Origin of the sequence: Kribbella sp. CA-247076 (assembly GCF_050942445.1) — a bacterium.
GTDB lineage: Bacteria > Actinomycetota > Actinomycetes > Propionibacteriales > Kribbellaceae > Kribbella.
The window spans coordinates 7,487,470-7,505,701 of sequence record NZ_CP192051.1; the positions used below are offsets into that span (position 1 = coordinate 7,487,470).

General features: G+C 70.3%; 21 protein-coding genes. 6 read left to right on the forward strand and 15 right to left on the reverse strand.

Translation table 11 applies throughout. The annotated features are described in order from the left end of the window. Positions 1-62 precede the first annotated feature (62 nt). Positions 63-506 (forward strand): YciI family protein, encoded by a 444-nt coding sequence (locus ACQPYZ_RS35830; RefSeq protein ID WP_433163850.1) that lies wholly within the window; start codon positions 63-65, stop codon positions 504-506. Here the strand turns inward: ACQPYZ_RS35830 and ACQPYZ_RS35835 are convergent. Together ACQPYZ_RS35835 and ACQPYZ_RS35840 are read right to left on the reverse strand one after the other, a co-directional pair. After that, on the reverse strand, positions 488-1,594 hold the full coding sequence (locus ACQPYZ_RS35835; protein ID WP_433163852.1) for a zinc-dependent alcohol dehydrogenase family protein: 1,107 nt from the start codon (positions 1,592-1,594) through the stop codon (positions 488-490). The genes ACQPYZ_RS35830 and ACQPYZ_RS35835 overlap by 19 nt on opposite strands. Beyond that, positions 1,591-2,007 (reverse strand): acyl-CoA thioesterase, encoded by a 417-nt coding sequence (locus ACQPYZ_RS35840; protein WP_433163854.1) that lies wholly within the window; start codon positions 2,005-2,007, stop codon positions 1,591-1,593. Before ACQPYZ_RS35840 ends, ACQPYZ_RS35835 begins: the two co-directional genes overlap by 4 nt. Positions 2,008-2,030: 23 nt before the next feature. On the opposite strand from ACQPYZ_RS35840, the gene ACQPYZ_RS35845 reads away from it, so the two are divergent. After that, positions 2,031-2,657, forward strand: a complete 627-nt coding sequence (locus ACQPYZ_RS35845) for an alpha/beta fold hydrolase (protein ID WP_433163856.1) — start codon at positions 2,031-2,033, stop codon at positions 2,655-2,657. Here ACQPYZ_RS35845 and ACQPYZ_RS35850 read toward each other — a convergent pair. Further along, positions 2,654-3,007 (reverse strand): VOC family protein, encoded by a 354-nt coding sequence (locus ACQPYZ_RS35850; protein ID WP_433163857.1) that lies wholly within the window; start codon positions 3,005-3,007, stop codon positions 2,654-2,656. The two genes, ACQPYZ_RS35845 and ACQPYZ_RS35850, sit on opposite strands and share 4 nt — an antisense overlap. Before the next feature lie 53 nt (positions 3,008-3,060). Between ACQPYZ_RS35850 and ACQPYZ_RS35855 the strand changes: the two genes are divergently transcribed. Next, positions 3,061-4,419 (forward strand): MFS transporter, encoded by a 1,359-nt coding sequence (locus tag ACQPYZ_RS35855; protein WP_433163859.1) that lies wholly within the window; start codon positions 3,061-3,063, stop codon positions 4,417-4,419. Here the strand turns inward: ACQPYZ_RS35855 and ACQPYZ_RS35860 are convergent. From ACQPYZ_RS35860 to ACQPYZ_RS35875, 4 genes are all read right to left on the reverse strand, one after another. After that, positions 4,321-5,478 carry an ABC transporter permease gene (locus ACQPYZ_RS35860; RefSeq protein ID WP_433163861.1) on the reverse strand — a complete coding sequence of 386 codons (1,158 nt, stop codon included), beginning with the start codon at positions 5,476-5,478 and terminating at the stop codon, positions 4,321-4,323. The two genes, ACQPYZ_RS35855 and ACQPYZ_RS35860, sit on opposite strands and share 99 nt — an antisense overlap. 113 nt (positions 5,479-5,591) lie before the next feature. Beyond that, complete coding sequence (locus ACQPYZ_RS35865; protein ID WP_433163862.1) at positions 5,592-6,284, reverse strand: ABC transporter ATP-binding protein; 693 nt, start codon at positions 6,282-6,284, stop codon at positions 5,592-5,594. A gap of 75 nt (positions 6,285-6,359) precedes the next feature. Next, positions 6,360-7,655 carry a peptidoglycan-binding protein gene (locus ACQPYZ_RS35870; protein WP_433163864.1) on the reverse strand — a complete coding sequence of 432 codons (1,296 nt, stop codon included), beginning with the start codon at positions 7,653-7,655 and terminating at the stop codon, positions 6,360-6,362. Next, entirely contained in the window at positions 7,652-8,710 is a 1,059-nt protein-coding gene (locus ACQPYZ_RS35875) for a hypothetical protein (protein ID WP_433163866.1), read from the reverse strand. The genes ACQPYZ_RS35870 and ACQPYZ_RS35875 overlap by 4 nt, the downstream gene beginning before the upstream one ends. A gap of 113 nt (positions 8,711-8,823) precedes the next feature. Between ACQPYZ_RS35875 and ACQPYZ_RS35880 the strand changes: the two genes are divergently transcribed. Genes ACQPYZ_RS35880 through ACQPYZ_RS35890 form a run of 3 tightly spaced genes read left to right on the forward strand, consistent with a single transcriptional unit; the run spans position 8,824 to position 11,825 of the window. Next, entirely contained in the window at positions 8,824-9,537 is a 714-nt protein-coding gene (locus ACQPYZ_RS35880) for a response regulator transcription factor (protein WP_433163868.1), read from the forward strand. Beyond that, positions 9,527-11,389 (forward strand): sensor histidine kinase, encoded by a 1,863-nt coding sequence (locus ACQPYZ_RS35885; protein ID WP_433163870.1) that lies wholly within the window; start codon positions 9,527-9,529, stop codon positions 11,387-11,389. The genes ACQPYZ_RS35880 and ACQPYZ_RS35885 overlap by 11 nt, the downstream gene beginning before the upstream one ends. A 10-nt stretch (positions 11,390-11,399) precedes the next feature. Next, positions 11,400-11,825 (forward strand): MmcQ/YjbR family DNA-binding protein, encoded by a 426-nt coding sequence (locus ACQPYZ_RS35890; protein WP_433163872.1) that lies wholly within the window; start codon positions 11,400-11,402, stop codon positions 11,823-11,825. Here the strand turns inward: ACQPYZ_RS35890 and ACQPYZ_RS35895 are convergent. The 8 genes from ACQPYZ_RS35895 to ACQPYZ_RS35930 form a co-directional block, all read right to left on the reverse strand. Further along, a complete protein-coding gene (locus ACQPYZ_RS35895) occupies positions 11,822-12,148 on the reverse strand; it encodes a hypothetical protein (RefSeq protein WP_433163874.1) in 327 nt (108 codons plus the stop codon). The genes ACQPYZ_RS35890 and ACQPYZ_RS35895 overlap by 4 nt on opposite strands. Before the next feature lie 116 nt (positions 12,149-12,264). Further along, positions 12,265-12,687, reverse strand: a complete 423-nt coding sequence (locus ACQPYZ_RS35900; protein ID WP_433163875.1) for a hypothetical protein — start codon at positions 12,685-12,687, stop codon at positions 12,265-12,267. A gap of 71 nt (positions 12,688-12,758) precedes the next feature. After that, positions 12,759-13,706, reverse strand: a complete 948-nt coding sequence (locus ACQPYZ_RS35905; RefSeq protein ID WP_433163877.1) for an LLM class F420-dependent oxidoreductase — start codon at positions 13,704-13,706, stop codon at positions 12,759-12,761. Next, positions 13,706-14,449, reverse strand: coding sequence for an SDR family oxidoreductase (locus ACQPYZ_RS35910; protein WP_433163879.1), 744 nt, complete (start codon positions 14,447-14,449; stop codon positions 13,706-13,708). The genes ACQPYZ_RS35905 and ACQPYZ_RS35910 overlap by 1 nt, the downstream gene beginning before the upstream one ends. An 8-nt stretch (positions 14,450-14,457) precedes the next feature. After that, positions 14,458-15,120 (reverse strand): histidine phosphatase family protein, encoded by a 663-nt coding sequence (locus ACQPYZ_RS35915; RefSeq protein WP_433163880.1) that lies wholly within the window; start codon positions 15,118-15,120, stop codon positions 14,458-14,460. Beyond that, positions 15,120-16,166: a phosphotransferase family protein gene (locus ACQPYZ_RS35920; RefSeq protein ID WP_433163881.1), complete on the reverse strand. Its 1,047-nt coding sequence runs from the start codon at positions 16,164-16,166 to the stop codon at positions 15,120-15,122. Before ACQPYZ_RS35920 ends, ACQPYZ_RS35915 begins: the two co-directional genes overlap by 1 nt. Next, the gene (locus ACQPYZ_RS35925; protein ID WP_433163883.1) at positions 16,159-16,953 is read right to left on the reverse strand and encodes an SDR family oxidoreductase; all 795 of its coding nucleotides are present in this window, start codon (positions 16,951-16,953) and stop codon (positions 16,159-16,161) included. The genes ACQPYZ_RS35920 and ACQPYZ_RS35925 overlap by 8 nt, the downstream gene beginning before the upstream one ends. Further along, positions 16,950-18,191, reverse strand: a complete 1,242-nt coding sequence (locus tag ACQPYZ_RS35930) for an acyl-CoA dehydrogenase family protein (protein WP_433163884.1) — start codon at positions 18,189-18,191, stop codon at positions 16,950-16,952. The genes ACQPYZ_RS35925 and ACQPYZ_RS35930 overlap by 4 nt, the downstream gene beginning before the upstream one ends. Between the last annotated feature and the right edge of the window lie 41 nt (positions 18,192-18,232).

Sequence of the window (18,232 nt, forward strand, 5' to 3'; positions counted from 1 at the left end):
TAACAGTCGTCTGCGGCCCGCCGCCGGGCCATGATGGGCCCGACGCGACGAGGGGAGATCCGATGCGGTTCATGATGATGTTCATGGCCAGCGACCAGTCCGAGGCCTGGGAGCAGCCGAGCGAGAAGAGCCTGACCGAGATGACGTTGGTGATGTCGGAGATGGCGGAGAAGGGTGTCCTGCTCGCCGGTGAGGGCCTGCTGCCGAGCTCGAAGGGCTTCCGGATGGAGCTCAGCAGTGGCAAGCAGCGGGTCGTCGACGGGCCGTTCGCCGAGACCAAGGAACTGATCGCCGGGTTCTGCCTGATCGAGGTCGCCTCCCGTGAGGAGGCGATGGAGTGGGGCTGGCGCTGCCTGGCCGCCGACGACGGCAACACCGGGCGGCTGGAGATCCGGCAGGTCGCGGCCGCGGACGACTTCGGGGACGAGTTCACCCCCGAGGCACGCGCCCGCGAGGCGCAGACCTTGGCCAAGGCGGCCGAGAACCTTCAGAACAGCAGCACCTGACGGATCGACGTCCCGGAAGCCAGCCGGTCGAAGGCCTCGTTGAGGTCGTCGAGGGTGACGGTCGAGGTCAGCAGGCGGTCGACCGGGAGCCGGCCGGCGCGGTAGAGCGCGAGGTAGCGCGGGATGTCGCGACTCGGGACCGACGAGCCCAGGTACGACCCTTTCACCGTGCGCTCCTCGGCGACCAGGCTGACCGCGGGCACGCTGAACGTCTGCTCCGGATGCGGCAGGCCGACGGTCACCGTGGTGCCGCCGCGCCGGGTGGCGGCGTACGCCTGCTCGAGAACCTTCGCGCTGCCCACCGTCTCGAACGCGTAGTCGGCCCCGCCTGAGGTCGCCTCCCGGATCTCCGCCACCGCGGCCTCGCCCCGGGCATCGACACCATGGGTGGCGCCGAGCGACCGGGCAAGCGCCAGCTTCTCCGGTACGACGTCGACGGCGACCACCGGATGCGCGCCGACCAGCACCGCCCCGAGCAGCGCCGACAGCCCAACCCCGCCGAGGCCGAAGATCACCGCGCTCCGAGCGGCCCGGACCTGCGCCGTGTTCACCACCGCACCGACCCCGGTCATCACCGCACACCCGAACAGCGCCGCGATCTCCGGCGGCAACTCCCCATCGATCTTGACCGCGGACCGCGCCGACACCACCGCGTGGTCGGCGAACCCGGACACGCCGAGATGGTGGTGTACGCCGTCGAGCCGACGTACGCCGTTCAGCAAGGTGCCGGCCGTATTGGCGGCCGCACCCGGCTCGCACAACGCGGCCCGCCCCTCGGCGCACGGACCGCAGTCGCCACACGCGGGCACGAAGGCGAACGCCACCGTGTCGCCCGGCGCGAACCCCGGCGCTTCCGACGTGACCACCTCACCCGTGGCCTCGTGGCCGAGGAGCATCGGCATCACCCGCGGCCGCGAGCCGTCGATGACGGACAGGTCGGAGTGACACAGCCCGGCGGCGCGGATCCGGACCAGCAGCTCACCCGGTCCGGGCGGTGCCAGCTCGACCTCTTCGATCCGCAGTGGACGCGATTCGGCGTACGGGCCGGGTAGACCCATCTCCCGCAGTACGGCGCCGCGCACGATCATCCGGTGATCCCTTCGAGTGCCTGGCGGATGCGGTCCGGGAGCGGAACCGGGCGGCGGTCCTCCCGGCCGACGAACACGTGCACGAACCGGCCGGTCGCCGCGGGCTGGTCCGAGCCCTCGCGGAACAGGCCGATCTCGTAGCGGACACTCGAGTTCCCCAACCGGCCGGCCCGCAGACCCGCGTCGACCGTGCCCGGGAACTCCAGCGACTCCTTGAACGTGCACTGCGACTCGACGCAGAGCCCGATCACGTCGCCGCGGTGGATGTCGAGCCCGCCGGCCCGGATCAGGAAGTCGTTGATCACGGTGTCGAAGAAGCTGTAGTACTCCACGTTGTTCACGTGCCCGTAGACGTCGTTGTCCTTCCACCGCAGCGTGATCCCCAGGAAGTGCGGGAAGGAGCTCCTGTCCATCGGCCCACCATAAGGTGATCCGCATGAGGTATGTCCTGATTCCGGGCGCGGGGTGTACGTCGTGGCACTGGCATCCGGTGACCGACGAGCTCCGCCGCCGAGGCCACGAGGTGATCGCGGTCGACCTCCCGTGCGACGATCCGTCGGCAGGACTGCCGGAGTACGTCGACGCCGTGCTGGACGCCGTACCCGAGGGAGAGCCGGTCGTGGTGGCGGCGCACTCGCTGGGCGGGTTCACTGGGGCGATGGTCTGTGAGCGGCTGCCGGTGCGGGAGCTCGTGCTGGTGGCGGGCATGGTGCCTGCGCCGGGCGAGCGGATCCACGAGTGGTGGGACAACACCGGCTACACCTCGGTCGACGACGGCCGCGACACGTTCTTCCACGACCTCCCGGCGGACTTCGCCGCGAAGGCCCGGGCACAGTTGCGCGAACAGTCCGACGGCCCGATGGACGATCCCTGCCCGATTGAACAGTGGCCGGACGTCCCGACCCGGGCGGTGATCGCCCGCGACGACCTCCTGTTCACCCCTGACTTCATGCGCCGGATGACCCACGACCGCCTCGGCATCATCCCCGACGAACTCCCCGGCGCCCACTTCCCCATGCTCGGCCACCCACTCCCCCTGACGGACTACCTGACGAGTGGTTAGTCCTGCCAGAGGCCGATGCGGTTGCCGTCCGGATCGAGCAGGACCGCCATCGTGCCGAGGCCCGGCACTGTCCACGGTGGAGTCGCGACTCGCGCTCCCAGCTGTTCGGCGCGGCTGATCGTCGCCTCGACGTCCGCCACAGAGAAGTACGTGGTGACGCCGGCAGGACGAGTCTCGTCGGCCGGTCCGATACCGCCCGGCAGCGTGCCCGGGCCGGGTTCGATCAGTGCGTAGTCAAGCGCTTCGACCGACCGGAGTCGCCAGCCGAACAACTCTGCGTAGAACCTGCGTGACGCGTCGGCGTCGGTGGCGGCGATGTCGATCCAGGCCGGGTGCTTGTCATCGTTCATGCCGGTACGTCGGAGCGGACCGCCTGTTCTCGACAGGGGGCTACAGTGCTCGCGTGCGGTTCATCCGGGATCTGGTGACGTTGTTGCGGCGGGGGGATTTTCGGCGGCTGTTCGCCGTGCGGTTGACGTCGCAGTTCGGTGACGGGGTGTTCCAGGTCGCGTTGGCGTCGTACGTGCTGTTCTCGCCGGAGCGGGCGCCGGACGCGGCGGCGATCGCGGGGCTGTTCGCGGTGGCGCTGCTGCCGTACTCGATCCTCGGGCCGTTCACCGGCGTGCTGCTGGACCGGTGGTCGCGGCGGCAGATCCTGTTCGCGGCCAACCTGACCCGGGCCGCCCTGGTCGTCGGGGTCGGCACGATCGTTGCGATCGGCAACGCGGGGGTTCCGTTCTACCTCGCCGTACTGCTGACGCTCGGGGTCAACCGGTTCCTGCTGTCCGGCCTGTCCGCCGGCCTCCCGCACGTGGTCGAGCGGGACGAGCTGGTGATGGCGAACGCGGTCACCCCGACCTCGGGTACGGCGCTCTTCCTCGTCGGCGGCGGGGTCGGCGCCGGGGTGAAGCTCCTGGCCGACTCCGACCTGGTCGTCCTCGGGCTGACCGTCGTCGTCTACACGACCGCCGCCCTGCTCGCCCTCCGGCTCGGTCGCCACCAGCTCGGGCCGGACCTGAACGGCGACGAGCCAGGCTTCTTCGAAGCGATCGGGACGATCGCGAAGGGCCTCGTCGACGGCGGCCGACACCTGCGGCAGCGCAAGCAGCCCGCGCTCGGGCTGGCCGCGATCGGTTCGCTGCGGTTCCTGTTCGGCCTCGTCACGGTCGCGATGATCCTGCTGTACCGCAACTACTTCTACGGCCCCGACCGCCTGGACGAGGCCTTCGGTGCGCTGGCCGTCGCGACCGGCGCGGTCGGCGCCGGCCTGTTCCTGGCCGCGCTGGTCACCCCGTGGGCGACCCGGGTGATGACGCTGCGGCAGTGGATCACGCTGCTGTTCGTCGCCGCCGCGGTGGTGACCGCGATGCCCGGCGGCCTCTACACCCAGCCCGCGCTGATCGCGGCCGGCTTCCTCACCGGCTTCTGCGCCCAGGGCGTGAAGATCAGCGTCGACACCCTCGTCCAGACGGGTGTCGACGACGTCTATCGCGGCCGGGTGTTCTCGCTCTACGACATGATCTTCAACGTCGGGCAGGTCTCCGCGGCCGCGCTCGGCGCGTTGATCCTGCCCGACGACGGGAAGTCGTACCCGGTGCTCGCCTTCGTCGTCCTCGGCTTCCTGGCCACCGCGGTCGTGTACGCGCGGCTCAGCCGCGACGGGTCAGGTGCCGCGGAGCGCGGTGATCGGCTGGATGGCGGAGGCCTTCCACGCGGGGTACGTGCCGGCGACCAGGCCGATGAACGCACCCAGCAGGGGTGACCCGAACGCGAGCCGGTTGTCCAGGATCGGGGTCCAGTCCCGCACCCAGGACACGCCCACGGTGAGCAGTACGCCGACCGCCGTACCGAGCAACCCGCCGAGGAAGCCGACGATCACGCTCTCCACCAGGAACTGGATCGCGACATGTCTTCGGGCCGCGCCGAGCGCCCGGCGCAGGCCGATCTCGGAGATGCGCTCGAGCACCGACAGCAGGGTCACGTTCGCGATGCCGAGACCGCCGACGAGGAGTGCAACCGCGCCGAGGAGCAGGAACAGCGCGTTCAAATCGGACTCGACGCCCGTGCGGACGGCGCCCTGCTTCGGCGGGGCGTCGACGTTCAGAGTGCTCGGGTCGTTCGGCTGGATCGCGATCGGGGCCTGACCGGCGATCAGCTGGGCCGCGCCGACCTGGGTGCGGATCTCGACGGCGTCCGGTGACTCCAGGTCGTACGCCGTCTTCGCCGTACCGTTCGGCATGATCACGGCGTCGTTCAGCTCGGCCCGGCCGGAGACGGAGTCGAGGATACCGATCACCGTGTAGGGCTCGTCGCCGATGAACACCGCGGGCTGGGAGTCGACCCGGTTGATGCCGAGACGGTCGGCGGCATGCTTGCCGAGGACAACCACCTTGTCGGCGCGCCGGTCGTGACCGGCGTCGAAGAACCGGCCGGTCCGCAGTACCGCGCGCACCGCGTCGAACAGCCCGGCCGAGCCCGCCATCACCTTCAGCGCGTGCCCGTTCTTCTGGCCGTCCAGCCCCGCGACACTGCGGACCAGGTCGTCGCCGACGTCCAGCGTGCTCACGGTGCCGGCGGCGTCGACGCCGTTCAGCCGCTGGATCCGGTCCGGGGCGTCCCACGGGAGCTGGGTCGCCGCCTCGCCTTCCTGCCCACCCTTCTCCTCCGGCTGGACGACGACCCGCGTCGCCGCCGCCAGGTCGAACCGCTGGGTGATCTGCCCCGCCGCGGTCTGCCCGAGCCCCACCGTCCCCACCAGCGCCGCGATCCCGAGCACGGTCCCCAGCGTGGTCAGTATCAGCCGCGTAGGCCGCGCCGCCACACCGGCCAGCGCCTCGTCGAGCAGATCCCGAACCGCAGGTCTGCTTCTGAGGCGCCGGCGGGCGCGGCGGGAGGTGGACGGCCCGCCGGCGGGATCCGGGGGGCCTGCTGGGGTTACCACTGGAGGGTTCCGTCGACGATGCGGACCTGGCGCTGGGCCCGGCTACTGACGTGGTCGTCGTGGGTGATGACGGCCAGCGTCATCCCCTCGTGGTGCAACTCGTCGAACACTTCGAGGATCGCCTCCGCGTTGGCACTGTCCAGGTTGCCGGTCGGTTCGTCCGCGAGCAGCAGGCTCGGCTCCGCGACCAACGCCCGCGCGATCGCGACCCGCTGCCGCTCACCGCCGGACAACGTGGTCGGCGCGAAGTCCATCCGATGCGCGAGCCCGACCCGCTCGAGCGCCACCCGTGCCCGCGCCATCCGCTCGCGTCGCGGCACCCCGACGTACACCATCGAGAGCGCGACGTTCTCCAGCACGGTCCGGTGGTCGAGCAGGTGGAACGACTGGAAGACGAACCCGATCCGCTCACCCCGCAGTACGGCGCGACGCCGTTCACGCAGACTCATCGTGTCCACCCCGTCGAGCCGGTAGACGCCGCCGGTCGGGTTGTCGAGCAACCCGAGCAGGTGCAGCAGCGTGGACTTCCCGGACCCGGACGGCCCCACGATCGACAGGTACTCCCCCTGCCCGATGATCAGGTCGACCTCCCGGATCGCCCGGACTTCGGGCGGCCCGGGGAAGAACCGCCGTACGCCGATCATCTCCACCACCGGCGCCGGCAGCGCGACCGCGGTCTCACTCATCCACGTCCTCGCTTCGCTCCGGGCGCGGATGAGGCACGAGCGCGCAGTGCTTGATGATGGCCTCGCTTCGCTCGGTCATCGCCCGACCACCACCTGGTCGCCCTCGGCCAGCTTGGCGTCGCCGGCCGGCGTGACCTGGGCGAACCCGTCGGCGGACAGCCCGACCGTGACCGGGATCAGCTCGACCTTGCCGTCGCGCAGAACCTCGACCCGCGACCCGCCGTCCGACCCGGACGACAGCGCGGCCACCGGTACGGCAAGCACCTTGCCGGCCGTGCTCTTGACCGGGATCGTCACCCGGACGTTCGCCTCGCGAAACAGCGCCAACTGCTGCGCGGTCAGCTTGTTCGGAGCCACGACGACGTCGTACTGGTCGCCGTTCTTGGTGATCCGGCGGACCTTGCCGGCGGCCGCGGTACCCTCACCGAGGTCCAGGGTCGCGGCCATGCCGGCCTTGAGCCGTTCGGCGGTCTGGGCGTCGACCTTGACCGTGACCACGAGCGAGGCGCCGCTGGCGGACATGACCACGCCGTTCACGGTGCCGCCGCGCTCGACCTTCACGTCGTCGACCCGGCGCGGAAGCGTCTTCACGTAGGCGACCTCCGAGACCGGGAGCGGCGTACCGGCCTTGAACTCGGCCTCGTTCAGCGCCTCCTGCGCGTCCGCCAGGTTCTCCTCGGCGTCGTCGACCGCGCCTTGCTGGACCGAGACGTCCGCGGCTTTAGCCTGCTGCGCCTGCTTCAGCTGCGACTCGGCCTGCCGGAGCGCGTTCTTCAGCTGGTCGACGGTCTTGTCCGCCTGCTCGACGGCCTGTGTCAGCTGTTCGGGCGGCTCCGGCGCGTCGTACCCGGCCTTCTCGTAGAGCCGCTCGACCGCCTGCGCGGTGTCGGTGTCGTACTCGTCGTCGACCTCGCCCGGGTCCAGCCCGAGCCGGTCCAGCGTCTGCTCGAGCTGGAGCACGTCAGGTCCCTGGCTGCCCGGCGACAGCGTCCGGTACATCGGGAGTACGCCGGCCAGCCCGATGACCGGTCGTCCGGTGATCTCCAGCAGGGCCTTGCCCTCGGTGAGCGTCGAGCCGACGGCCGGGACCTTGCCGGTCACGATCGCCGGCGTGTTCAGGCCGCTGGTCTCGACCCGGATGTTCACCGCGCCGTCGAAGGACGCGTCGCCGCGGCCGACCACCTTGCTCGACAGCGCCTTCTTCTCCACCGGTACGGTGATCTGGGAGGCCTGCGGCGCCGCGGTCTTGGCGGCCGCGTCCTCCGGCGAGGTGATCCGGCTGCCGGCGGCCACGCCCACGCCGAGCGAGACCGCCGCGACCGCGGACACCCCGACCAGCACCCGCCGGCGGGATCTGGGCGAAGCGGTCACCGGTTCGCCATTCCGTCGCGGTACGCCTCGAGCTCGGCCTTGTGCTGCTCGACGAACTCCTTCTCCTGCTCCCACTGGACGGTCTTGTAGGCCTCGTCGTACCCCTTGGCCCGGCACTTCTGGTCGGCCACCGCGAGGTCGATCTCGAACTTCCGCAGCTCGGCGAGCTTGGCCGCGTCCACCTTGTCGAACGACGGCGGGCCCATCACGGTCTTGCCCGGGCTGGTGCCGTTCTGCTGGTTGCCGGTCAGCTCATTGAGCTTCTGGTTGACCTTCTCCCGCGGCTCGTCGATCTTCTGGTACCCCGCCTGCCCGGCCTCGGCGAGGCAGTCGGCCCAGGCGGTGGTCGCGTCGACCACGCGCTGGTCGTCCTGGATCCGCTTCGCCAGCGCCTGGATGTCCTTGAACAGGTTCTCGTACTTCTTGAACTCGGCCTGGCGGTCCTCGCCCTTGCCGTAGACCTCCTCCGCGGCCTTGCCCCGGCAGCCGAGATCCACCTTGCCGCTGTTCTTCGGGCCCTCGCCCTCCTTCGGGGCCACCACGACCGCGCCGTTCGCGGTCGCGTTCGGGCCGTTCAGCGCCTTGTCGTACGCCTTCTGCGCGGCCGGCGAGAGCGCGTTCCGGATCGCGGTGTTCGGGTTGCTCTCGTCGCCGGCGCCGGCTTTGGACCAGTCGATCGTGCTGATCCCGTAGCCGTACTGCTCGGCGAACTTGTCCGGCGGGAGGTTGAACGCCTCGTTGAACTTGCTCTTCGGCTGCGACTCCGGCGGCACCGGGACGTACTCGAAGCCGGCCTCCTTCATGCAGGCCGCGGTCGCGTCCTCGACCTTGCGCTGCTTGGCGAGCTCCTCCTCGGACGACCCCGCGCCGCCGGCCCGGACCGCCATCCGCATCCCGCCACCGGGCGAACTGACGAACCCGTCGCCCATGTACTCCGCGAGCGGGCTCTTGTCACTTTTCTGATCACCCGTCGCCGCGCCCGGGTCATTGGAGTTTCCACACCCGGCCAGCGCGAGGACGGCGACCACGGCAAGTGCTGTTCGTGAGGTCTTCATGGCTGTGGAGCGTGCCGCCGCGGCGATGAAGAACGTGTGAAGGAGCCGTTTGCACCCGATGCTCTCAGCCGATCTTCATCGGATTCTCAAGATCTTCGGCGACATTGATCGGTATGCCAGCCCGGATTCTCGTCGCCGAAGACGATCTGAAGCAGGCGGAGCTGATCCGGCGGTACCTCGAGCGGGAGGGGCACCTGACCGTCGTCGTGCACGACGGCCGGGCCGCGATCGACGAGGCCCGCCGGCGCAGCCCGGACCTGCTGGTGCTCGACGTGATGATGCCCAAGGTCGACGGGCTGGACGTGTGCCGGGTGCTGCGGGCCGACCGTGACACCGGCGCCGACGTGCCCATCATCATGCTGACGGCCCGGTCCACCGAGGACGATCTGCTGCTCGGCCTCGACCTCGGCGCCGACGACTACCTGACCAAGCCCTACAACCCGCGGGAGCTGGTCGCCCGGGTCCGGACCGTGCTGCGCCGGACCCGGAGCCGGGCCGAGGGCGAGGTGTACCGGGTCGGCGAGCTCGAGATCGACCCGGTCCGGCACGAGGTCCGGCTGGCCGGCCGCCTGGTCGAGGTGACCCCGGCCGAGTTCAAGATCCTGGCCTGCCTGGCGGCCTCACCCGGGCGGGCGTTCTCCCGGCAGCAGCTGCTCGAGCACGCGTTCGGGTTCGACCACTACGTCTTCGACCGGACCGTCGACGTCCACGTGATGAACCTCCGGAAGAAGATCGAGCCGTCCCCGGGCAGTCCGGCGTACTTGAAGACCGTGTACGGCGTGGGCTACAAGCTGGCCGACAAGGTGGTGGCCTCCGATGCGTCGTAGCGTGCTCGTCCGGTTCCTCGGGCTGTCCCTCGCGGTGGCCCTCGGCGCGGTGATCGCGACCGCGGTGATCGCGACGTACAGCACGTCGGAGCAGCTCCAGGGCGAGATCGACGCGAACACGGGTCAGCTCCAGGTCGACGGCCGGATCTACGCCGAGCTGTCCAAGTACGCCGCCGACCACAGATCCTGGTCGGGGGTGGACAACCTGGTCCACCAGCTGGCCGACGATCTCGGCCGCCGGATCGCCCTGACCGAACCGGACGGCAGCGTGATCGCCGACTCGGCCCGGATGCTCGGCGCCGGGCCCGAGCTCCCGTCGGTGCCGGCAGCAACGATCGACGCACGGAACGACGGGGTGGGGAAGTTCGCCGGGGCCGTCAGCGCGTTCGCCGCGCGCAAGGCGACCATCTCCGCCAAGGCGAACGACTCGGTGATGATGTCGGCGCTCGTGCCGCCGTACCCCGCCTACCCGGACTGGGGCTTCACGGACGAGGAACTCCGCCAGCGCGAGAAGCTGGCCGAGCAGGCCGCCGACTGCTACCGCGCGCTCGGCCGGACCGCGACGGTCACGAGCGGCGGCCGCAGCATTCCGCAGGTCGTGGTCGAGAACGGCCGAACGCTGAACGGCACGACGGTGATGGAGGTCTCCAAGCCGACCGCCGCCGACGCCGACAAGTGCGCGTCACCCGGGCTGCGGGCGCCGAGCGCCAAGGCCAAGATCGTGAACGACGACGAGGTCCGCCGGGCGACCGCCTGCCTGAAAGACGCCGGCGAGCTCTACAGCCTCACCGACCTCGACGGCCTGCAGTACGTCGAGCCGAAGGCCAAACTGCCGTCCGACACCTTCGTCGCCTGTACGTCGGAAGCGCGGTCGCAGGCGCTGACGCCGTACGTCGCTCCGGCGGCGAAGCTCTATCTGGGCGCGAAGAGCACGTTCAACGTGTTCTCGGGCGAAGGCCTGCTGCGGACCGCGGCGACTGCGCTGGGGGTGCTGTTGATCGCCGCGCTCGTGATGGTGTTCGCCGGGCGGCGGCTGGTCCGGCCGATCGTCGCGCTGACCGGGGCGGCCCAGCGGATGCGGAACGGCGACCACGCGGCCCGGGTCCCGGTGACCGGGAAGGACGAGGTGGCCCGGCTCGGGCACGCGTTCAACGCGATGGCCGAGTCGATCCAGCGGCACGACCACCAGCGGAAGGCGATGGTGAGCGACGTCGCGCACGAGTTGCGGACCCCGCTGGCCAACATCAAGGGCTACCTGGTCGCGTCCGAGGACGGCGTCGTACCGCTGGATCGTGATCTTGTGAACTCCTTGCTGGAGGAGACCGGGCTGCTGGAGCACCTGGTCGCCGACCTGCAGGACCTGGCGCTCGCGGACGCCGGCATGCTCCGGCTGCACCCGGGTCCGCGGGACCTGGCCGAGGTCGCGCAGCAGGTGGTGTCTGCGCATCGACCGGCGGCCGAGTCGGCGGGGGTGTCGCTGACGGCCGACGTACAAGGGCCGGCGACGGCGTCCGTCGACAGCGCCCGGATCCGCCAGGCGCTCGGGAACCTCGTGTCGAACGCGATCCGCTTCACGCCGTCCGGCGGTCGCGTCGTGCTCGGCGTACGGCGTGTTGCCGACGGCTACAACCTGACCGTGACCGACAACGGGACCGGCATCGCGGACGAGCACCTGCCGCACCTGTTCGACCGCTTCTACCGCGCCGAGCAGTCGCGGAGCCGGACGACCGGCGGCAGCGGACTCGGCCTGGCGATCACCAAGCACCTGGCCGAGGCACACGGCGGCCGGATCACCGTCACCAGCCGCCTCGGCGCCGGGTCCACCTTCACGATCTGGATCCCGGCTGGTTAACCTCGCGGGTGTGGCAGCCAGGAAGGCGCGCGTCGCGGACGTGCACGAGATCGCGCGGGGAATGCCGCACGTCACCGTCTGGGAGCGGGACGACGGAACGAACCGGCCGGTCTACCAGGTCGGCGGGAAGTCGTTCGTGTTCTTCCGGACCGCGCGGCCGGACGCCGTCGACCCGGACACCGGCGAGCGGTACGACGACGTGATCATGATCTGGGTGGAGTCCGACGAGGAGAAGCTCGCCCTGGTGTCGGACGACTCCACCCCGTTCTTCACCACCCCCCACTTCGACGGCCACCCCTCCGTCCTCGTCCGCGCCAGCCACCTCGGCGAACTCACCAAACAAGAACTCACCGAAGTAATCCAAGACGCCTGGCTCTCCCGAGCCTCCACCCGCCGAGCCACCACCTGGCTGAAGGAACACCGCCTCCAGCGTTAGCGACCGGTCGCATAGAACGTCGCGAGTCGTTGAACCGCCTCCACCTTCGTCATGGCCCGCACCTCCGCTTCCGGGATGTGTGCCTCGGCCACGAGTGCTCGGACGACTCCCGCCGGAATGGTCTCTGCCGGAGCCTTTGGTGGTCCCTGTCGATCCGGCAGGACCTTGTCCTCGACGCAGGCCCAGAACTCTCCGGCGGTCACGGCGAGCTGGTCACGGAGGATGTGTGACCAGATGGACGGCCCGTAGTCGGTGCGATCGACCGGGTGGCTGATCCGCGTGTACAGGATGCGTCCGTCGGGCAGCGCGAACTCGTAGTTCACATGGTGGGTTCCTCGCGCACCCGTCGCGCGTTTGCGCTCGGTCCAGCCTTCGATGACGCAGAATCTCTGATGGTCCGTCCGGGTGGCCGGCCGGCGATGCTCGCTTCCCACGCGCGTCAGGCGAGCAGCCAGTCGCGCAACTGCTCATCCGAGGAGAGGGCCACGATCTGCACCAGACCCCAGTTCTCGGCGTGGTTGGGCGCCAGGCGCAGGTGGTCGGCCCATTCCTCGGCGTAGTCGCGGAGCGCGTCGATCATCTCGGCTACCGCGTCGTCGAGCGTGGGCCCGTCGGCGGCGACCGGAAGCCCGGGGATGAAGAGCGACCAGCCGTCGTTCTCGGCGACTACCTGAGCGCCGGAGGGCCGGAGACTGGTGAGGAAGTGAACCAGGCGGTCCGCGTCGACGGCCGCGACCCGGCGCGCGTCCCGGGTGACCGTCGCCGGGCGACCGTCGTCGGCAGCATCCAGGATGTCCTTGAAATGCTCACGCGCCTCACGCGCACTGCGGTACTCGACCTGCGAGCTCACGATCGCCTCCATCCTCCTACTGTGTACACAGCGTACACGCCACGGACCGCTTCCCCTAAGCCCGGGCCGCGGAGCGGTGTCCTTTAGCTGGGGGCTAGGGCTCGGGCGGTTTGTAGGGGGTTGGTGCCGGTGGGGAGGGTGGCGATGATGGGGGTGTCGAGGCCGTTGGTGACGTACTGGTTGATGCGGGCGCGGCACTGGGCGGGGGTGCCGTGGACGATGAGGTCGTCGATGACGTCGACGGGTACGGCGGCCATCGCGGCGTTGCGGTCGCCGGCGGCCCACGCCTCGCGGAGCTCCTTCATCGCGGCGCCGCGTCCCAGCCAGTCGTGGAAGGCGGCGTACCCGGGCACGGTCAGGTACGTCGCGATCAGGAAGCGCCCGATGTTGCGCGCCATTTCGGCGTCCTCGGTGACGCAGACGAAGATCCTCGCCGCCAGCTCCTTGTCCGGCCCGAGCTCGGCGCGGACCTGCCGGACGTCGTCCGCGGACAGCCAGTTCGTGATCGCGCCGTCGGCCTCCCGGGCCGCCAGCCGGAGCATCTGCGGCCGCAGCGCCGCGAGCATGATCGCCGGCGGCACGTCCGGCGCCTTCTCCAGCCGGAACCGCCGGATCGTGAAGCTGTCGAACTCGCCGTCCACCTTCTCCCCGGCGAACGCCTGCCGCAGGAACCGCAGCACGTCCCGCGTCCGCGCCAGCGGCGGGTCGTAGGCGATCCCGTTCCACCCGGTCACGATCGTCTCCGACGACGCCCCGATCCCGAGCACGAACCGCCCCGGCGCGAGGTCCGCCAACGTGGCCGCGCTCATCGCCAGCGCGGCCGGCCCGCGCGTGTGCACGGGTACGACGGCCGTCCCCAGCCGCAACCGCTCGTCCCACTCCGACGCCAGCACGAGCGGCGTGAACGCGTCCGCGCCGGCCACCTCCGCCGACCACAGATCGGTGTAGCCCAGGGAAGACAGCTCGGAGATCAACGCCCGGTGCTCCCGCAGCGGTACGCCGGTCAGCGGAACGGTCAGCCCCCAGCGCATCAGATCATCCTCTTCAGCAACGGCAGCGGCGCGTACTTCATCACCCGTGCCAGCGGGACCCACGGCCACGGCGGCACGTACGCCGTCGCCTTCTCGGCCTCGATCGCCGCGACGATCGCCCGTACGCCGGGAACGGTGTCGACGATCAGCGGCGTGTTCGCGACCCGGTCGTTCATCTCCGACCGGATGTAGCCGGGGTAGATCGTGCTGACCGCGATCGGCTTGTTCAGCAACTCCATCCGCAACCCTTCGGCCAGCGACGCCAGCCCGGCCTTGGTCGCGGCGTACGTCGTCACCGTCTTCGGCAGCCCGCGCAGCGCGGAGATCGAGGCGATGAAGACCAGGTGGCCGGCGTTCCGGGCACGGAAGAGTTCGAGCGCGGCCTCGGCCTGGGCGAGCGCGCCGACGAAGTTCGTCATCGCGGTCTCCAGGTTGGCGTCGAAGCGGCCGGTCCCGAGCGGTGCGCCCTTGCCGAGACCGGCGTTCACGACCACCCGGTCCAGCGTCAACTCGGCGTCGGCCTTGCGGAAGACCTCGAACACCTGGTCGTGGTCGTTGACGTCGAGGGTGTGCACGATCACGGTCAGCCCCGGATGCCGCTCGGTCAGCTCGGCGCGCAGAGCCTCGAGCCGGTCCGACCGTCGCGCGGTCAGCACCAGGTTGTGCCCCTTGGCGGCGAACTGCCGGGCCATCTCCTCGCCCAGGCCCGAGCTCGCGCCGGTGATCAGGAGGTTGCGTCGCATCACTGGTCCTATCTGTAGGAGAGCAGTCCGGTGCCGTCGAGGTGGGCGTGTTCGTTGTAGCTCACCACAGTCAGGCCGCTGCGACCGGACACGACCTTCGTGATCGCGGTGTTGATCGTGACCGGGTTCAGGCTCGGCCACAGCTCGTCGCCGCCGGACAGCAACCGACTCACGACTGCCGCGATCGGTCCGCCCGACGTGAACACGAGCGCGGTCTCCCCTTTGCCGAGTCGTTCCGCGGTACGACGTACCGCTGCCTCGGACCGTTCGCAGAAGTCGGTGAAGCTCTCCGTGTAGCCGTCACCACCCCGCGCCCACCGCTCGGTCGCGGCCGTGAACATCTCCTGGAAGGCGCGGCCCGGACGACCGGTCCTCGCGAGGTCGGCCAGCATCACCGCCCGCCGCCGGTACGCCGGCTTGTGCGCGACGATCACCTCTTCGTGGTCGAACTCGTCGAACCCCTGGTCGACCTCCGGCGTGAAGCCGGCGAGCGTCGCGGTCTGCGCGTGCCGTCGCATCGCGCCCGACACCACCAGCGCCGGCGTCACCCCGCGAGCGACCAGCGCCTTCCCGAGCAGGACCGCCTGCTGCTCGCCCGACGGCGAGAGCCGGTCGTAGTCGCTCTTGCCGAACGACGCCTGCGCGTGCCGGATCAGGTAGACGGTCGGCATCAGGCCCTCATGATCCGGCGGCACCGCCGCTCGAGCAGGTTGACCGGCACCCAGAGACCCTTGAACCGCGGGTTCCGGGTCTGCTTGTGGTGGTAGCGGTAGTAGATCTGCTGCGCGATCACCGCCAGCCGGAACAAGCCGAACACCTCGTAGAACGCCCAGTTCTCCGGCTTCAGCCCGGACCGCTCGGCGTAGTACTGCACGATCTCGTCCCGCGACGGCATCCCGGGCGCGTCCGACGGCTGCAGCCGGAACCGCCGGAATGCCCAGTCGTCGTCGGCCTGCACCCAGTACGCGAGCGCGCTGCCGAGGTCCATCAACGGATCGCCGAGCGTGGCCAGCTCCCAGTCGAGTACGCCGGCCACCGTCAACGGATCGTCCGGCGCGAGCACGAGGTTGTCGAGCCGGAAGTCGTTGTGGATGACGCAGGTGCCGACGTCCGCGGGCTGATTGGCGGCGAGCCAGCTCATCACGCGCTCGTAGCTCGGCACGTTCCAGGTCTTGGCCTTGCGGTAGCGCGCGGTCCAGCCGGTGACCTGGCGCTCGACGTACCCGTCGCCGCGGCCGAGGTCGGTCAGACCGGCCTGGTCCGCGTCCACCTGGTGCAGGTCGACCAGCGTGTCGATCATCGTGAAGCACAGTTGCCGGGTCTGCGCCGGTGTCAGGTCGACACCGAGCTCCTGACGTCGCGGGATGGTGCCGGCGATCCGCTCCATCACGTAGAACTCGGAGCCGATCACCGCCGTGTCATTGCAGTGGGCAACCATCTCGGGGACGTACGGGAAGACCGGCTTCAGGCCGGCCTGGATCCGGTACTCGCGGGCCATGTCGTGTGCGCCCTTGGCCTTGGTGCCGGCCGGCGGACGGCGGAGGATCAGCGCGTGGCCGTCGTACTGCAGCAGGTAGGTGAGGTTGGAGGCGCCGCCGGCGAACTGCTTGACCTCCGGCAGGCCGGCCGGCAACTCGGTGTGCTGCCGGAGCCAGCCGTCCATCGCCGGCACGTCGAAGGCGTCCTCGTCCCGGACCGCCCGCGCGCCATCACCCATTGCCGGACTCGGCCCGCTCCCGGGCCCGGGCGGCGATCTTGCGCATCTGGCGGTCGTAGAGCGGACGGGCGAACCGCTTGGTCCGCCAGGCCATCAGCGCCGGCCGATCGGGAATGATCAGGAACTGCTTCTTGGCGATCCCGGCGATCACCCCGGCGGCGACGTCGTCGGCCGACCGCGGCGACTTCTCGATCAGCTGCCGCGCGGTCGCCCCCATCGCGGTGTCGGCGCCCTGGATCGAGTCGCCGAGGTTCGTCCGGAAGAACGACGGGCAGACCACCGAAACGGTCACGTCGTACGGGTGCAGCTCGTGCGACAGCGTCTCGGACAGCGCGACGACGCCGGCCTTGACGGTGTTGTAGGAGCTCATCATCGGCGGGTGGACGAGCCCGGCCGCGGAGGCGGTGTTCACGATGTGGCCCGACCGCTGGCGCTTGAACACCGGCGTGAACGCGCGGCAGCCGCGGACGACCCCCATCAGGTTGATGTCGACGACCCGGTCCCACTCGTCCAGCGACTCGACGTCGATCCGCCCGCCGGTCGCGATCCCGGCGTTGTTGACCAGGATGTCGAGCCCGCCCCAGTGCTGCTCGCACCACTGGACCGCCGCGGCCCAGTCCTCCGGGCTCCGGACGTCCAGCTTCAGGTACGACGCGCCGTCGTCCGAACCGTCCGGCTCGGCGGCCGACACGTCGGTGCTGAGCACCTGGTGGCCTTCGGCAACGAACCGGGCGACCAGGGCGGCGCCGAGTCCACTGGCGCCTCCGGTGACGAGGACACGGCTCATCGGGCCTCCTGAGCCTGGGCCAGATACGGAGCCAACTCCAGCTTGGCGACCACGTTGCGATGGACCTCGTCGGGACCGTCCGCCAGCCGCAGCGCCCGGGCGCTCGTCCACGCGGCCGCCAACGGGAAGTCGTCGGACAGCCCGCCACCGCCGTGCAGCTGGATCGCCATGTCGATCACGTCCTGCGCCATCCGCGGTACGGCGACCTTGATCTGGCTGACCTCGCTCAACGCCCCCGCCAGCCCCTTGGTGTCCAGCAGGTACGCCGTCTGCAGCACGAGCAACCGTGCCTGGTTGATCGCGATCCGGGCGTCCGCGATCCGCTCGCGGTTGCCGCCGAGGTTCACCAGCGGTTTGCCGAACGCGGTCCGGCCGCTGCCCCGCTCGAGGGCGAGCTCGAGCGCCTTCTCGGCCAGCCCGATCAGCCGCATGCAGTGGTGCACGCGCCCGGGCCCGAGCCGGCCCTGCGCGATCTCGAACGCGCGGCCGGGCCCGACCAGGATGTTGCTCGCCGGCACCCGGACGTCGGTGAACGACACCTCGCCGTGGCCGTACGGCTCGTCGTACTGGTGCATCGTCGGCAGCAGGCGCTCCACCTTCACGCCGGGTGTGCTGCGAGGCACGAGCACCATCGTGTGCCGTGCGTACCGGTCGGCGTCGGGGTCGGTCAGGCCCATGAAGACGAGCAGCTCGCAGTCCGGGTGGCCGATGCCGGTGCTCCACCACTTCCGGCCGTTGATCACCACGTCGTCGCCGTCGGGGATCGCGGTCGCGGACATGTTGGTCGCGTCCGAGGAGGCGACGTCCGGCTCGGTCATGCAGAACGCGGACCGGATCGCGCCGTCCAGCAACGGCTCGAGCCACTGCTTCTTCTGCTCGGGCGTGCCGTAGCGGAGCAGGACCTCCATGTTGCCGGTGTCCGGGGCGTTGCAGTTGAAGACGTACGGCGCGAGGAAGGAGCGGCCGGTGATCTCGGCGATCGGGGCGTAGTCGACGTTCGGCAGGCCTTCGCCGTACTGCTCGTTGCCCGGCTCGGCGACCGGGAGGAACAGGTTCCAGAGTCCTTGGGCGCGGGCTTTCGCCTGCAGGTCCTTGAACACCGGCTGCGGGAGCCACGGGTCGGCGGCGGTCCTGGTCGCGGCGTGCAGCTCCGCCTCGACCGGTTCGATCTCGGTCCGGAGGAACTCCCCGACCCGGCCGACGAGGTCGTTCGCACGGGCGGAATGTTCGAACTCCATCAGACTCCCCTCGGTTTTCTTGACCGTAGCGCAGCGTCTAA